We start from the raw sequence: 13589 nt of genomic DNA, 5'->3' as shown, positions 1-13589 counted from the left end.
CATTTACTGGTCTTGGCCAAAAGAAAAACAGGCCCACCGCTAGAGCCTGTTTTAGTACATCGATTAAAGTATATTGAATTTCCCTTTTTTAAGCACCATTGATGGTCCGCCAATCATATAAAGCGCACGGTTGTCGATCATTTTTTTCATGAAGGATGCTTTTGTACCAACCATTTTCTTGCCAAACGCTACCCCGATCGCGTCATCCTCACCAAGCGAGCAAACTGTTCCTTTAATGTCTGGAGTGAATGTTTCAAGTTCTGACTTGCCACGGACTAATGCAGCAAGATTTCTCGCACACACTTCACCCTGCTGCATCGCAATTTGGGCAGTCGGAGGATATGGGCGGTTGATTTCTTCGTTGATGATCAACGAACAGTCACCGACAATGAATACATCTTCAGAACCAGGGAGACGAAGATCTGGCTGCACTTTCACACGGCCGCGCATAGCTTCGATTCCTGATTTTTCGATAACAGAGTTTCCTCGGACACCTGCTGCCCAAACAACTGTGGAAGCTTTGATTTCTTCTACATCATCTTCGCCTTTAGCAACAATGATGCCTTCTGGGGTCGCTTCTTTAATTGCTGTACCGATGCGGAATTCCACCCCTTTTTTCTCAAGAGTAGCAACCGCATAGTCCACTAGCTCGGGGTCAAATCCAGGCAGAACCATCGGAGCAGCTTCCACACATATCATTTTGACTTTATGGTAATCTACATCATATTCTCGGCAAAGCTCCGGAACACGATTTGCCAGTTCACCAAGAAACTCGATTCCAGTAAAGCCCGCACCGCCTACCACAATCGTTAAGCGCTCATCCTTCTTTTCGACTTCTGTATTGTATGTTGCAAATTGATATTCAATATGCTCCCGAATTTGTCTAGCTGAGTTGACATTGACGATCGAGAAAGCATACTCTTTCAAACCTTTGATACCGAAAGTTTCAGATTCAGCACCAAGGGCGATGACAAGGTAATCATATTCAATGTCCCCGTTCTCAAGGATGACCCGCTTTTCGTCCATCTTTATTTCTTCAACAGATCCCTGGATGAACTCCACCTTATGCCGATCAATTACATCACGAACATCATAGCGGACTCTGTCATGATGCAAGGTACCAGCAGATGCCTCATGGAGCCATGTAGTTTCATAATGGTAATCATTTTTGTTGATAAGGACTATGTCCGCCTCGTTTACTCCAACAGTTTTTTGTAAACGGGTTGCTGTCATTAATCCCCCGTATCCTGCTCCTAAAATTACGATCTTTGGCTTTCTCAAAGTGATCACTTCCACCTTTTTAAAATATTTTTGGTTTCCTTTTTCTTGGTAGCCATTATTCCTGTATGAGTTTGTGATATTTTTCACTAAAACGTTCAAAAAAATGTCCTGAAAATGTCACAAAATCTTAACATTCTTGCTTATCATCCATCTTATTCTTTTTACGGCGCATTTTCAAGCAATTAATATAACTTGGAAATATTCAGAAAATAACTAGTTTTCAATAACTATCTTTTTGAAAAAGAGATTCTCCTACGAATTATAGTGTGTACATCCATTCCATAGTTTATGATTTGCAGTTTATTTTTTCGATTTATGGTATTATAAAACTTGGAGCAATTTTACTACATAGTGAGGGGGATATGGAGTGAAAGAAGATCAAAAAGTTTATGACATCACGATTATCGGCGGGGGTCCTGCTGGTCTGTTCACTGCTTTCTACGGCGGGATGAGACAAGCATCCGTTAAGATTATCGAAAGTCTGCCACAATTAGGCGGGCAATTATCAGCACTTTATCCTGAAAAGTATATATATGATGTAGCCGGTTTTCCAAAAATCCGCGCACAGGAGCTGGTCCATAATCTTAAGGAGCAAATGAAGAAGTTCGAACCAACTACGGCTCTGGAGCAATCTGTTGAAAAGCTGGAAAAGCTGGAGGACGGAAATATTAAGTTGACTACTGATAAGGAAGTCCACTACACAAAAACAGTCATCATCACTGCTGGAAACGGCGCATTCCAGCCGCGCAGACTGGAACTTGAAAGTGCTGCCCAATATGAAGGAAAGAACCTATATTATTTCATCGAAGACTTGCACCAGTTCGCTGGCCAAAAGGTCGCTGTTCTCGGCGGTGGAGACTCTGCTGTTGACTGGGCATTAATGCTCGAACCAATTGCCGAGCAGGTAACCATCGTTCACAGACGTGATAAGTTCCGCGCTCATGAGCACAGTGTTGAAAACCTCGAAAATTCAAAAGTTGATATCAAAACACCTTATATCCCAGCTGAACTGATCGGTGATGGCGAAAGAATCAGCCAGCTTGTCCTTAAAGACGCAAACAGCGATGAATTAGTTACTGTTGACGTGGACTCGGTCATCTGCAACTTCGGATTCGTTTCATCTCTTGGACCAATTAAGGAATGGGGCCTTGACATCGAAAAGAATGCCATCGCCGTCAACTCGAAAATGGAGACGAATATCCCTGGCGTTTATGCTGCCGGCGATATTTGCATCTACGAAGGCAAAGTCAAGCTGATCGCAACAGGATTTGGCGAAGCACCTACAGCCGTCAACAACGCAAAATCCTATATGGATCCAAAAGCGAAGACACAGCCACTACACAGTTCGTCCATGTTTAAATAGCAATGAAAAAAACACAAAGGACATATTGTTCTTTGTGTTTTTAACTTTAAAGAAGAAATTTAGCATTCTTCAGGTGTTCCTTCACGAATGGCTGTTTTGAAGCTTGAGCCGCAACCGCATGAAGCAATCGCATTCGGGTTGTCAATCGTGAATCCGCCGCCCATTAAAGACTGCTTATAGCTGATTTTCGTGCCGTTCAGAACTGGAGCGCTTTCCTTATCGACTAGGATTTTTATGCCATACTGTTCGAGCTGGTTGTCACCATCTTCTACTTCATGCGCGAAACCCATTCCGTAAGACAGGCCGCTGCAGCCGCCACCTTTTACGGAAACCCGCAGGAAAGCGTCTTCGGTCTCATTTTGTTTCATCATATCTTTAATCTGCAATGCAGCTTCTTCTGTAATGATTACGATATTTTCCATTTGATGAAAACCTCCACTTGCGCTTTTCTTATAGTATATACAGCATTTTTCCAATCCTCAACCAATTGAGCCGAAAAAGAATAATCTTTAACAATTTTTCCGCCAGCAGCTAAATAAATTGGTATAATAGTCTTAACCATTCTTAAAAAACGATAGGAAATTTGGCAGGTGACAACGATGGCTCAGCTAGAACCTCTCTATGATAAAAAATACACTTGTGCCATGTGTGAAAGTTCTTTTACGACCAAGAAAGTACGCTCCCGTTTCGTGAAGATCCTCCGCTTTGATTCTGACTTTGCTCCTCAGTATGCCGATGGTTTTCAAGATCCTAATTTTTATTATATCAATGTATGCCCTGAGTGCGGCTATTCTTTTACCGATGAGTTCAGCACTTATTTTGCGCCAGGCACAAAGCAGATCATCCAGGAGCAAATCTGCCATCAGTGGGCTCCTCATCACTATGGCGGGGAGCGGACCGTCCAGGAAGCAATGAATACATTCAAGTTAGCAGCCTATAGTTCTTCACTAAAGAAAGAAAAACATATTGTTTCCGCCGGCTTGTACATAAGGCTTGCCTGGCTGTACCGCTCTACTGAAAACATCGAACAGGAAAACCGTTTTTTAAAACTTGCCTTGAAGGAATATACCGAGTCTTACAGCACAGGAGATTATAAAGGCACTCAAGTTTCCGAGCTGCGCCTGATGTATTTAATTGGCGAGCTTTCACGAAGAATTGGGCTCACTCAGGACGCGGTCCGCTTTTTCTCAAGGGTCATCGAAAAACAAAGACAGTCTGTCGAGCCACAAATCATTCAGCTTGCAAAAGATCGCTGGCAGGAAATGCGGGAATCAACTGCTAATTCAGGAAACTGATTGTTTCCATAACCCAAATAGAAAGCTGGCGAGGGATCTCCATGCCAGCTTTTTTCCTATTAAAACATTGGATTTTCATCCAAGTATTTATAAACATTTTCAATCAGTTCTTCTGTAGTGTCCCCAGCTACCGGATCTCCGTTTACAAGTGCAAACATGGACATAGCGCATTTTCCACAGTATCCAAGGCATCCATATTCTATCACGTCAAGATCGGGATCCCGTTCAAGCTCTGCCCTGGCTGGCTGAGAACCGCTCGCAAGATTGCTGATACAAAATTCAACAATCGGCTTAATCATTTGGTTCACCTCTCTACTAATTTTTAATCGTACCGTTTTTCATGAAGTTCGTCAATGTCTAAACTTGTTGTTATTTCGTCACAATTTCGTTATACTTTTTATGGATTAAAGGAATAAAAAAAGGATATAAATTTTCATCGTTATTCTTCCATTACTATTGAGCTTATAAACTATACATGATGAGTGAAAAAAGGGGAAATTCACATGAGAAATCTCATTATTCTTGGCGGCGGCTATGGTGGCATGCGCGTCCTGCAAAAATTGCTGCCAAATGAGCTGCCGAAAGATGTATCCATTACATTGATTGACCGCGTTCCTTACCACTGCTTAAAAACAGAATATTATGCACTGGCTGCAGGCACGATTTCCGATCAGCATATCCGCGTTTCTTTCCCTGAACACCCCCGCCTTCAGGTTCAATATGCTGAAGTGACCGCCATCAATCTTGAGGAAAATAAGGTTGAACTGCAAGACAATGACGCAGTGGCATATGATGACTTGATTATCGGCCTTGGCTGTGAAGACAAATATCACAATGTCCCCGGTGCCGACACTTTCACATGCAGCATCCAAACGATTGAAAAAGCACGTGCTACTTATCAGGCACTAAACAATTTGCCAACCGGATCGAGTGTGGCCATCGTTGGTGCCGGCCTGAGCGGTGTCGAGCTTGCCAGTGAATTAGCTGAAAGTCGCAAAGACTTAAAAATCATGCTTTTTGATCGTGGAAATTATATTTTATCAGCATTTTCCGAGCGTCTCAGTACGTATGTGGAAAATTGGTTTGATAATCACAATGTCGAAATCATCAACAATGCCAATATTACCGAAGTGCAGGAAAACGTCCTTTATAATCACGATGAACCGATTGTCTGTGATGCGATTGTTTGGACTGCCGGTATTCAAGCAAACCGCCTTGTCCGCGAAATGAATGTCGAAAAAGATGAGATGGGACGCGCCGCGGTTACTCCACAGCATAATTTGCCGGGCTATGATAATGTCTATGTAGTCGGAGATTGCGCCAGCCTGCCCCACGCACCAAGCGCACAGCTTGCAGAAGGTCAAGCAGAGCAAATTGTCCAAGTGCTGCAAAAACGTTGGAAAAACGAAGAACCTCCTGAGTCATTTCCGCCGATCAAGCTGAAAGGTGTGATCGGTTCTCTCGGAAAAAAGCACGGCTTTGGCCTTGTCTCCGACCGCCCGATTACCGGTCGAGCCGCACGACTGCTAAAGTCAGGTATTTTATGGATGTATAAATATCATAACGGTTAGGGGATTTTTTCGAATCGAAATGAACCGGAAACGTTGATATATCAAGGGTTTCGATTTTTAACTCCGGGTTATGGATTATAAAAAATCGAAATTCGGGCGGTGTTTGGGCGGGTTTTTACCCGTCCTTTTTATTTTGAGGAATTACGAGGCTCTCAAGTCAACATGTCTTTTGCATTTGGAGCATTGATATAAATTAGGCTTAACCTCTTTGTGTTTTTTTAGCTTCCTGCAGGTTTGGCATGACATTGTAACATGCCTGCCAGGTGATCCGTCATTAATAACCAATTCCTCATTATCGTCTTCATCCTCAATAGGATCATCGCTATCGATATCGTTATCCTGAGAAAACAAAGCATATGCGAACACCGCTGATAATAATCCGGTTGTAAAACTGATCATGTCCACACTATTACCTCCCTTCACTTAACACGTATTCAATTGTTCCTTTAGTTTGAATCGGTATTACCCTGTAAGCGTTGTGGACTGCATGTTCCTGTTGAAGATCAGACACCAGCTGCACGTTGTCCAGGCTCTTTTCGATTAACATGCAAGCCAGGGTAGTTGGCCTCATGTTGCACGCTGTGGCTAGCTTGTTCAATTTCTGGTTCATTCTATTACACAAGGACACATTCACTCGATTCACTTTCTTTCCTCCAAGACCCTTCCCTTCGATCATTTTTAACTTCCCCCTTCCATTCGTCATGACAATTGACAGTGTCAACCGTGTAACAGTGTTACGAAAGAGACCAAGAGGGAGGAGGCGGTATTACCTCCCCACCACAATCTTAATGCCTCCCCCATTGCTTTTAATAACCGCTATTTCCTCGCGACGGATTTTTTCTAACATCGCCTCCCTGGCAAAATCGTTGAAGTTAAACTTTTCATCTTCACCATACTTAATTCTCTTTAAAATCTTCTGATCGTCCGGGTTCGTTTTATTCATGGAGACTGTTTTCCTTACCTTGTTTTCACTCACTGGCTGGACCTCCCTTCGTCTTGTCTTAATAAAAGGTATGACCGGTATGAGGGAACTATGCTAAGATTTAGCTGTATAATTTTAGGAATTAAATTTATTTATTTTTGGAGGGGTAAAATGAAAAAAACAATAACTATAGCTTTGGCTACAATATTTTTGGCAAGTTGTAGCTCTGAAGAATCAGTTAACCGGGAAACAACAGCAAAACAAATTACTGGAGATCAAGGAGAGAAAAGGGATTTCGAAAAAGAGTATATAAAAACCGCAATCGAAACTTCTTTGGTGCTGAATGAAAGTGTTGATAAATTAGAAATCCTTTTAAATGATATGGATGTTACTAACCCAACATGGAGTGTGGAAGTAAATCAGATAGCGTTAAAAATTCAAATTGAATGCAACAGCTATACCTTGGCGAGTGATTTTCTTGAGGAAAACCTCGAAAAAAAATACGAAAAAACAATGAAGTTATACGGTGAAGGAGTAAATGAATTTCATTCGATATACAGTGATATTACAGATGCTATGGAAATTTATGATAAAAGGAAATTAGAGGAGATTAAGCTAAGGCTTAATCCTGCAATTGATTTAATAAATAAGGGAACAGAACAATTAGAGGTTGAACGGTATACAGAGGACTAATAATGTACATCATCATAAGAATCATATACTTAACAAGAGGAATAAGAGTAGAGCGCAAGGGAACATTCCCACTCCAAGGTCGTGCACCTGGAAAGGTAGCAGCTGATTGGATCCAAGAGATAAAAAAGGAAATGGATGTAGGTGAAGTTATAAAAGTTGAGGTAGATGGAGTCGATATAACTGACAAAGGAAATTATTCATGATTACAGTCAGGTGATTAATGTGTACCGAGAAAGCCTAGGAACGATTTTAAGAATGGAAAGGTTTGTGAAGCAATTCAAATGAATATAAAGACGTTACATAAAATCGAAAATGATAAAAGTGTATCTGGAAAGACCAATAAAAGGTTAATTGATTATTATGGACTAGAACTAAATAAGTAATAACCCTCCCGTTCTATAAATTATATCCATAAGTAAACCACCAGGAGGTTGCAAGGTGAATAACGGCAGCATAGGCGCACAGCTAAGAATAGAAAGGTTAAAAAGAAGCATGTCACAAAAAGATGTGAGTGAAAAAACTAATATTTCCGTTAGGTTACTAGGACAAATTGAAAATAATAAAGGTAACCATCGTGAATCAACCTTAAAATTGCTTATCGACTTTTATGGTTTGGGTCTCATGCGTGTATCCCGAGTTAACAAAAATGAAAAGTAACCGATATTTTCAGTGATACTTAAAACACATCATGGATTTCATTAAGGGAGATAAATATGCAGCACATATTGACCCAGTATTATCTGAAAAAGTTTGTTTTTGAAAGTGAAGATGGTTCTATTGTGGAATTGCTTAGTGTTACGAAAGAGGTTAATTCAGGTGCATTCATACAAGCAGATGTATTATGCGCTTCCATAAAAGAAACACCCATCGATAGGTCTTCTGAAAAACTTAAAGAAAGTTTAGGAGAAGATATCAAAATCCCGTTGTCAAAAGAACAGGCCCGCAGGATCATGGAGCGCTTCAAAAAAGAAGGCGCTTATACGATTGTTTAATAAGCAATTATTTCCTAACTTGAGATAAAAATCGCCAATTGGCAAAAAAATTATTCCTCAAATTTAACAAATCAAACCCTATCACTGTTATTATTATTGTACAACCTCTAGATCTGGGTGATTATTTTGATGGAAAAAACTTTGAGTCTGCTTGAGACTCCCGAGTATACAAAATTGGACTATGCTATAGATGTTATATGCCAAGTCATTCATGAAATTATTGACCTTCATGAAGAGTTTTCCTCGAGTCTGATTAGCGAGAGCCCATTTAATTTAAAAAGAACACAAGTTAGTGATATTGTAGAACAAGTCGATGAAAGTAATACATATATTATTGATAAACGATTCCATTTCTTTTTAAATCGTTATCTAACAAAAGTTGACGAATTGACGATTGACATTGATCTAGACTACACTTATAGTGATTTAGATTTTAGATTACGAGTTAAACAACCTGAATCTATTATCTATAAATTGGTACATTATTATTCAGGTAAGCAGGAAAAAGGGAAATTACCGTTGAATAAATGTTTAAATGACCTTTTGGGGTTTAGAGTTATCCTGCCAAATTTCAAACATGATTGTACTTTATTTAAAAAAATGTGTAGTTATATTGAGAGAACATACAAAATAAAGTATAGAAATTCCTCAAAAGGGGAATATAAAGCTACACATGTTTATTTTTATGGCGATAATAATAAAAACTTCCCTTGGGAATTACAGATCTGGTTACCAGAAGATTACGAAAAAAATTACGATTCACACGAAAAACACAAACAGGAGTATATAAAGTCTGCGAGGATTCATAAACAGGCTTTGAATATATAAGGAGGTCAACAGTATGGCTGCCTTTCACTTTATTGCTATTATGAGCCATTATCAAAGAGGAACACGAATAGGTTGGCACTATTCAAGTATGGATATGTTGGACAAAGAAGTTATTAATTCCTTTTTCAGTAAGGTAAAAAAGAGATGTGGAGATGTGCATTTCGGAATTCACAAGTTATCTACTGAATCTCCTGAATGGAGTTCTGTTGTTAAAAAGGATAAGTTCTTTGCCGATGTATTTATCACTGAAGAAATGGACACATTCATAGATTACGTATCAGCAGATCAAGAACTTACAGCAAATGATGTTGCTAAATTCTTATTAACATTAATTCCATCTTCCCACTTAAAACTGCAGAAATTGCTTTATTACTGCTATGCAGAGTTTTTAAGTAGAACTGGTCAAAAATTATTCGATGAATCATTTGTTGCATATAAATATGGTCCAGTTGTTGAGAGTGTTTTTAGCACTTTCAGATCGCATGGATCCTCAATAATTGATTATCAAGAGGACGCTACATTCCTTATAACCACTAAGGATATTGCTACTACTCCATCCTTTATCAAAGTGGCATCTTCTGAACACGGTCTTGTAGCTTTAGATTGTATTATTGATGTCCTTAAAGCTTATGGTGACATGGCTCCATTTGATTTAGTAGATAAAACCCACCAAGTAGGCGGACCATGGGATAGGGTTTATAAACCAGGACAAAATTCAATAATTAGTGATGAGTCAATTATTCAATATCATGATTTTGCACGCTGACTTAAAAACCCCACTCATCGAGTGGGGCTTCTTTTTAATAAACCAGGTAGAGCTTTTTGTATTTATTGTTGGCCATGACAATCTCACCGAATTTGCCGATTTCTTTGATTTCAATTTTCTCTAAGTTATAGCAATTAAAATGAGTAAAATGATCAAACAGTTTATCCACTTGCACAATGTCATCTTTACGCATTGGCTGCCGGCATACCACGCATATCGGTTGCACTTTCTCCAGCACTCTTCTTCCCAAGTTAAATCCCCCCCTTAATATTAGAATTCAATACTTAGAGGGAATTGCCCTTGTTGTTCACAATATTGATTTATTTATATAAGGGAAAACCCCTTTCGATTGAAAAGGGCCTTTATTCTCTCCAACTTTAATAAAACTGATTATTACCGATATAACAATGTAACTACTCACAAGGAGATGGATTCATTGAATTTAGAGGTTCTAACAGCAAAGATTAACAAATACGTAGGAGAAATGGAACTTGCTACCGCCAGGGTTTATATTGAAGAAAATGTTGAAATCTTAAATGAGCATAAAAATATGTTAAATAAGAATGCAAGAGAGTTATTGGATTTCCTTTTAGAACTGCAAGCTGACGGTGGACAACCATTGACGAGAAAGGAAATGGCAATCATTAATGCAATTAATACATATGCAAATAAGTTTGATGTTAGAGGGATCAAGATGCTGGTAAAGGATAATCCTAACCTATTGTTAAGACCAGATGCCCTAGCCTACTTGAATTCTGATGCAAAAACCATTCTTCAAGGCATGGGAGCGATCTCTAGAGAACAATAATTGTAAAAAGCTCCTCTCGATTGAGAAAGGCTTAGTTTGACGATAAGTTTTTGAATCTCACAAAAATAAACAAATTTCAATATATGTTGCATTCATTAAGTAACAGTAATAAAATGGAATTAAATAACAGGGGGGTGCTTTTTATGGCGAAAGACATAATAGAAATAGCTCGTTCCATACAGAGTTTTTATACAAATATTCTCCAAAAAAGTGATTTAACTGAAATGAAAATGCATAAATTACTATATTTTGCACAAAAAAAACACTACGAAAATTTCGGAGAATGGCTTTTTGAGGATGATTTTCAAGGGTGGGTACATGGACCTGTAAATCGCAAAGTTAGAAGTTCTTACTTTAACATATTCGTTTCTGAGGATTCGACCAATTTAACGTTAGAAGAAGAATTAACAATAAGAGAAATAATCTTTGAATATGGCGATTATCCTGCTGAAGTACTTAGTGAAATGAGTCATGATGAAGATGCTTATAAAATTTCCAGGCAAGGCCTTGGTCCTAAGGAAATAGGCACACGTACTATTAAGAAAAGTGATATTATTAAAGATATAATAACTTTTGATAGCGATTATTCTGACGAATGCGAGGTGCGCCAGTAATTGCTAAATCCATATGATAATGTTGGTAAAGTATGCAAATCACTAGAAAAATATTTTGATACACGGACTGGGAGAATAAAAGTAAAAAGTCGTCCAGTCCTTATTATTGGTTTTGAAGACACTTATGATAATCCAATAAAAATTGATTATGAAGTACTTCCTATTTCAAGCTTAGCCAATATCAATCCTGATCCGAATTTTGACTTTTATCTGAATGAAGATACATATAACCTAATAGGTTTGGACAGGCCTTCTTATATTCGGTCACATAAAACTTCTTGGACAAATGTTAAGAATATGAGAATCGATGAAATGCTTGGTGACTTAAAGCAAGCATTGCCTGCAACTTTTAATAGCATTATTGAACTTAATCGTGAGTGGGTTAATAAACGAACTAATGCCCATTCCATTATAATCAGTATCTAATTTCAATGCCCCTCTCGATTGAGAAGGGCTTATTTGTTATTCTTTTCTGCCTTGAATTAACTCTCGATCAAGCGCAACATAAAGCAGGCCAACAGCATCACTTTCCGAAAGTTTATCCTGGTTCAACTGCTCAACCCAATTACGTCCGATTGCTTTATCCCCGTGTGTTGTTGAACTAGATAACCTTGCTAAGACATTTTCAGCTGACTTCTTAATCGCTGCATTCGACGGTTGAAAAAGTGTGTTCGCCATTCCTCCATCATCCTCCTTCGCTAATTTGACTACTGCAGGGCGCGTGATAAGAATCTTCTTATCGTTATTGAAATTATTAATCACTGGACTATATTGCTTTGATGCTAACTGTCCGCGCAAACCGTCCATATCTAAAGCCGGACACTGTTTCCATTCATAACCGGCAAACTCTTGATGACCAAGTATATCTTGATCAGTAAGCGAGAAATCAATCTTCAGTGCTTCCAGCAAACGATAGAGTGACTGATATTGAGCAACAGTCGGTTGGTCATGCCTGAAGTCTCCAATCATGCAAATCCCCAATGTATATCGATTGTGGAGACCGACGTTGTATGAGACTTTATTAAGGTCCATTGTCCAGTAAATGACTCCGTTTTTTCCGATAATCAAAGGGTAGGCGACTTCGGGCCAGTCGAGTTCATTCACATGGTAATTCGCGTATGCTTCAGGTGAACCTTCACGCGTTGCACCATGATGGACGGCTATTTTTTTGATATCTAACAAGGAACGCCTCAAATACCTCTTAGTTTTGTGCTTGGTCAGTTTGTCCCGATAGTCCCTCAATTCTAATAAACTCAGGAAGCGCATATGATCACTCCTATTTTTTCATCAGGCCCTGAGCCTGTAATGCCTTCTTTTGCAGCTGCGCTTTCCTCGATGTATAGGTGTTCTTCCATACGGCATACAAGTTAATGACGAAAGCAGCTCCTGCTCCTACAAGAATTACAAATGCATTAATACTATCCTGGTTAAACCATTCAAATGAAATGCCAATCGTTCCCAAAAATAAAAGGAGAGCTGTTAGGAAGCCCCCCAGAAGTGTTGTGATATCCTTTTTCATTACACTGATCCTCCTTTAAATATTTCAAATACAATGGCAATGACTCCACCGACAACGCCTATCACTGTGGCTGAGATTAGAGCTGTCGTTATTGTTCTTTTCAGCCATTTTGTGTCCTCTTTAATTTCTTTAAGATCACTTTGTATGTTCTGGATGATTTGGTCTTGTAACAATTGCTTGTCCTGAAGACGGCGAATATCACCTTTCATCTCTTCTATGTCTCTTTGCACTGAAGTTTTCCAGATATCCATCTGCTCTGTCGCCTCCAATTTGTTCCCCCCTCTTGAAAGCATAAAAAATACACCTCTACGGGTGCTTTATTTATTGCACATCATCTTCCTGAGTTGCATTAAGAAGTTGCTTTGTATGCCATTGTTTCATCGTACTCTTGCTGTGAAATGAAATTCTTTGCTAACGCTTCATCAATTTGGATCTGCTGAAAATTGAGTGCAGCGTATTCTTTTACCGGTACATGGTATTCTAATGGAATATCTGCAAATCTACGATTGCCATAGAGGTAAATGTCCCTTGCGTAAGATGATGTTCTGAATGAGTAGATTGCCATTGCTTATTCCTCCTATACTCCTGGTGTGGTTGTAAAGTAGAAGTCCATGAATCCTACTAAGTCACTGTTAGTCTGTTGTAATTGCTGTTTTAACGTTTGGTTTTCTAGTTCTAGGTTCTCAATTCGTTTTTCCGGTGTTACGATTTGCGTTAATTCATCTGCGATTCGTTGCTTGTGAGAGTCATAGGTTGCTTGAGTGACAATTGAAATGTCTCCTCCCTCGGTCACTGCTCCGTCATAGAAGAAATATGCCACATTATCATAAGACGGGTAGAGCTGAGAACCGGGAACAATCTGTTCAAGGTTGAGGCCTTTGTAATCAGCTCGGCCTCCCGGGTGAATAAGGTTTGTGATTTTAATAATTTTCATATG

Annotated in this window: 24 protein-coding genes; 12 read left to right on the top strand and 12 right to left on the bottom strand. The window is 39.2% G+C overall.

All coding sequences use genetic code 11. The annotated features are described in order from the left end of the window. Nucleotides 1–63 precede the first annotated feature (63 nt). A complete protein-coding gene (locus tag J2S25_RS04615; RefSeq protein ID WP_044391334.1) occupies nt 64–1281 on the bottom strand; it encodes an NAD(P)/FAD-dependent oxidoreductase in 1218 nt (405 codons plus the stop codon). A gap of 367 nt (nt 1282–1648) precedes the next feature. On the opposite strand from J2S25_RS04615, the gene J2S25_RS04610 reads away from it, so the two are divergent. After that, nucleotides 1649–2644, top strand: a complete 996-nt coding sequence (locus J2S25_RS04610) for an NAD(P)/FAD-dependent oxidoreductase (protein WP_044391327.1) — start codon at nt 1649–1651, stop codon at nt 2642–2644. Nucleotides 2645–2703: 59 nt separating this feature from the next. On the opposite strand, the gene J2S25_RS04605 is transcribed toward J2S25_RS04610, so the two are convergent. Beyond that, the gene (locus J2S25_RS04605; protein WP_044391326.1) at nt 2704–3066 is read right to left on the bottom strand and encodes a HesB/IscA family protein; all 363 of its coding nucleotides are present in this window, start codon (nt 3064–3066) and stop codon (nt 2704–2706) included. Nucleotides 3067–3243: 177 nt separating this feature from the next. On the opposite strand from J2S25_RS04605, the gene J2S25_RS04600 reads away from it, so the two are divergent. Continuing rightward, on the top strand, nt 3244–3939 hold the full coding sequence (locus J2S25_RS04600; RefSeq protein WP_044391324.1) for a DUF2225 domain-containing protein: 696 nt from the start codon (nt 3244–3246) through the stop codon (nt 3937–3939). A gap of 59 nt (nt 3940–3998) precedes the next feature. Here the strand turns inward: J2S25_RS04600 and J2S25_RS04595 are convergent, their stop codons facing one another. Then, complete coding sequence (locus J2S25_RS04595; RefSeq protein WP_044391322.1) at nt 3999–4238, bottom strand: YuzB family protein; 240 nt, start codon at nt 4236–4238, stop codon at nt 3999–4001. Nucleotides 4239–4442: 204 nt separating this feature from the next. On the opposite strand from J2S25_RS04595, the gene J2S25_RS04590 reads away from it, so the two are divergent. Beyond that, a complete protein-coding gene (locus J2S25_RS04590) occupies nt 4443–5510 on the top strand; it encodes an NAD(P)/FAD-dependent oxidoreductase (RefSeq protein WP_044391321.1) in 1068 nt (355 codons plus the stop codon). 141 nt (nt 5511–5651) lie between these two features. Here J2S25_RS04590 and J2S25_RS04585 read toward each other — a convergent pair whose 3' ends face one another. The 3 genes from J2S25_RS04585 to J2S25_RS04575 form a co-directional block, all read right to left on the bottom strand. Then, complete coding sequence (locus J2S25_RS04585) at nt 5652–5915, bottom strand: hypothetical protein (protein WP_307191342.1); 264 nt, start codon at nt 5913–5915, stop codon at nt 5652–5654. 4 nt (nt 5916–5919) lie between these two features. Beyond that, nucleotides 5920–6186, bottom strand: a complete 267-nt coding sequence (locus tag J2S25_RS04580; protein ID WP_307191341.1) for a hypothetical protein — start codon at nt 6184–6186, stop codon at nt 5920–5922. Nucleotides 6187–6276: 90 nt separating this feature from the next. Next, on the bottom strand, nt 6277–6486 hold the full coding sequence (locus J2S25_RS04575) for a hypothetical protein (RefSeq protein WP_307191340.1): 210 nt from the start codon (nt 6484–6486) through the stop codon (nt 6277–6279). Between the two features lie 117 nt (nt 6487–6603). On the opposite strand from J2S25_RS04575, the gene J2S25_RS04570 reads away from it, so the two are divergent. From J2S25_RS04570 to J2S25_RS04545, 6 genes are all read left to right on the top strand, one after another. After that, the gene (locus tag J2S25_RS04570; RefSeq protein ID WP_307191339.1) at nt 6604–7125 is read left to right on the top strand and encodes a hypothetical protein; all 522 of its coding nucleotides are present in this window, start codon (nt 6604–6606) and stop codon (nt 7123–7125) included. A 2-nt stretch (nt 7126–7127) separates the two neighbouring features. Beyond that, nucleotides 7128–7328 carry a hypothetical protein gene (locus tag J2S25_RS04565; protein ID WP_307191338.1) on the top strand — a complete coding sequence of 67 codons (201 nt, stop codon included), beginning with the start codon at nt 7128–7130 and terminating at the stop codon, nt 7326–7328. A 235-nt stretch (nt 7329–7563) separates the two neighbouring features. Beyond that, complete coding sequence (locus J2S25_RS04560; protein ID WP_307191337.1) at nt 7564–7782, top strand: helix-turn-helix domain-containing protein; 219 nt, start codon at nt 7564–7566, stop codon at nt 7780–7782. Between the two features lie 56 nt (nt 7783–7838). Continuing rightward, nucleotides 7839–8117, top strand: coding sequence for a hypothetical protein (locus tag J2S25_RS04555; RefSeq protein ID WP_307191336.1), 279 nt, complete (start codon nt 7839–7841; stop codon nt 8115–8117). Nucleotides 8118–8246: 129 nt separating this feature from the next. Continuing rightward, the gene (locus J2S25_RS04550) at nt 8247–8945 is read left to right on the top strand and encodes a RelA/SpoT-related domain-containing protein (RefSeq protein WP_307191335.1); all 699 of its coding nucleotides are present in this window, start codon (nt 8247–8249) and stop codon (nt 8943–8945) included. A 13-nt stretch (nt 8946–8958) separates the two neighbouring features. Next, on the top strand, nt 8959–9711 hold the full coding sequence (locus tag J2S25_RS04545) for a Panacea domain-containing protein (RefSeq protein WP_307191334.1): 753 nt from the start codon (nt 8959–8961) through the stop codon (nt 9709–9711). A 34-nt stretch (nt 9712–9745) separates the two neighbouring features. On the opposite strand, the gene J2S25_RS04540 is transcribed toward J2S25_RS04545, so the two are convergent. After that, a complete protein-coding gene (locus J2S25_RS04540) occupies nt 9746–9961 on the bottom strand; it encodes a hypothetical protein (RefSeq protein ID WP_307191333.1) in 216 nt (71 codons plus the stop codon). Nucleotides 9962–10147: 186 nt separating this feature from the next. Between J2S25_RS04540 and J2S25_RS04535 the strand changes: the two genes are divergently transcribed. The 3 genes from J2S25_RS04535 to J2S25_RS04525 all read left to right on the top strand — a co-directional run bounded on the left by J2S25_RS04535 (nt 10148) and on the right by J2S25_RS04525 (nt 11559). Then, entirely contained in the window at nt 10148–10519 is a 372-nt protein-coding gene (locus tag J2S25_RS04535) for a hypothetical protein (RefSeq protein WP_307191332.1), read from the top strand. A 143-nt stretch (nt 10520–10662) separates the two neighbouring features. Beyond that, on the top strand, nt 10663–11133 hold the full coding sequence (locus J2S25_RS04530; RefSeq protein WP_307191331.1) for a Panacea domain-containing protein: 471 nt from the start codon (nt 10663–10665) through the stop codon (nt 11131–11133). Next, the gene (locus J2S25_RS04525) at nt 11134–11559 is read left to right on the top strand and encodes a hypothetical protein (RefSeq protein ID WP_307191330.1); all 426 of its coding nucleotides are present in this window, start codon (nt 11134–11136) and stop codon (nt 11557–11559) included. A 36-nt stretch (nt 11560–11595) separates the two neighbouring features. Here the strand turns inward: J2S25_RS04525 and J2S25_RS04520 are convergent, their stop codons facing one another. The 5 genes from J2S25_RS04520 to J2S25_RS04500 all read right to left on the bottom strand — a co-directional run bounded on the left by J2S25_RS04520 (nt 11596) and on the right by J2S25_RS04500 (nt 13586). Beyond that, the gene (locus tag J2S25_RS04520; RefSeq protein ID WP_307191329.1) at nt 11596–12315 is read right to left on the bottom strand and encodes a peptidoglycan recognition protein family protein; all 720 of its coding nucleotides are present in this window, start codon (nt 12313–12315) and stop codon (nt 11596–11598) included. Between the two features lie 94 nt (nt 12316–12409). Continuing rightward, the gene (locus tag J2S25_RS04515) at nt 12410–12652 is read right to left on the bottom strand and encodes a phage holin (protein ID WP_307191328.1); all 243 of its coding nucleotides are present in this window, start codon (nt 12650–12652) and stop codon (nt 12410–12412) included. Beyond that, nucleotides 12652–12921 (bottom strand): hemolysin XhlA family protein, encoded by a 270-nt coding sequence (locus J2S25_RS04510; protein ID WP_307191327.1) that lies wholly within the window; start codon nt 12919–12921, stop codon nt 12652–12654. The genes J2S25_RS04515 and J2S25_RS04510 overlap by 1 nt, the downstream gene beginning before the upstream one ends. 80 nt (nt 12922–13001) lie before the next feature. Next, nucleotides 13002–13217 carry a hypothetical protein gene (locus J2S25_RS04505; RefSeq protein ID WP_307191326.1) on the bottom strand — a complete coding sequence of 72 codons (216 nt, stop codon included), beginning with the start codon at nt 13215–13217 and terminating at the stop codon, nt 13002–13004. A gap of 12 nt (nt 13218–13229) precedes the next feature. Next, nucleotides 13230–13586 carry a hypothetical protein gene (locus J2S25_RS04500; protein ID WP_307191325.1) on the bottom strand — a complete coding sequence of 119 codons (357 nt, stop codon included), beginning with the start codon at nt 13584–13586 and terminating at the stop codon, nt 13230–13232. Nucleotides 13587–13589: the final 3 nt, after the last annotated feature.

The organism is Mesobacillus stamsii (assembly GCF_030814065.1).
GTDB classification, from domain to species: Bacteria; Bacillota; Bacilli; order Bacillales; family Cytobacillaceae; genus Mesobacillus; species Mesobacillus stamsii.
This window is presented reverse-complemented; position numbering and strand designations above follow the sequence as displayed.

Bases quoted from the DNA above. Each gene is read 5' to 3' on its own strand.
- J2S25_RS04605 (WP_044391326.1), bottom strand. From the start codon at position 3,066: ATGGAAAATATCGTAATCATTACAGAAGAAGCTGCATTGCAGATTAAA.
- J2S25_RS04600 (WP_044391324.1), top strand. From the start codon at position 3,244: ATGGCTCAGCTAGAACCTCTCTATGATAAAAAATACACTTGTGCCATG.
- J2S25_RS04595 (WP_044391322.1), bottom strand. From the start codon at position 4,238: ATGATTAAGCCGATTGTTGAATTTTGTATCAGCAATCTTGCGAGCGGT.
- J2S25_RS04590 (WP_044391321.1), top strand. From the start codon at position 4,443: ATGAGAAATCTCATTATTCTTGGCGGCGGCTATGGTGGCATGCGCGTC.
- J2S25_RS04580 (WP_307191341.1), bottom strand. From the start codon at position 6,186: ATGATCGAAGGGAAGGGTCTTGGAGGAAAGAAAGTGAATCGAGTGAAT.
- J2S25_RS04570 (WP_307191339.1), top strand. From the start codon at position 6,604: ATGAAAAAAACAATAACTATAGCTTTGGCTACAATATTTTTGGCAAGT.
- J2S25_RS04565 (WP_307191338.1), top strand. From the start codon at position 7,128: ATGTACATCATCATAAGAATCATATACTTAACAAGAGGAATAAGAGTA.
- J2S25_RS04555 (WP_307191336.1), top strand. From the start codon at position 7,839: ATGCAGCACATATTGACCCAGTATTATCTGAAAAAGTTTGTTTTTGAA.
- J2S25_RS04550 (WP_307191335.1), top strand. From the start codon at position 8,247: ATGGAAAAAACTTTGAGTCTGCTTGAGACTCCCGAGTATACAAAATTG.
- J2S25_RS04545 (WP_307191334.1), top strand. From the start codon at position 8,959: ATGGCTGCCTTTCACTTTATTGCTATTATGAGCCATTATCAAAGAGGA.
- J2S25_RS04530 (WP_307191331.1), top strand. From the start codon at position 10,663: ATGGCGAAAGACATAATAGAAATAGCTCGTTCCATACAGAGTTTTTAT.
- J2S25_RS04515 (WP_307191328.1), bottom strand. From the start codon at position 12,652: ATGAAAAAGGATATCACAACACTTCTGGGGGGCTTCCTAACAGCTCTC.
- J2S25_RS04505 (WP_307191326.1), bottom strand. From the start codon at position 13,217: ATGGCAATCTACTCATTCAGAACATCATCTTACGCAAGGGACATTTAC.
- J2S25_RS04500 (WP_307191325.1), bottom strand. From the start codon at position 13,586: ATGAAAATTATTAAAATCACAAACCTTATTCACCCGGGAGGCCGAGCT.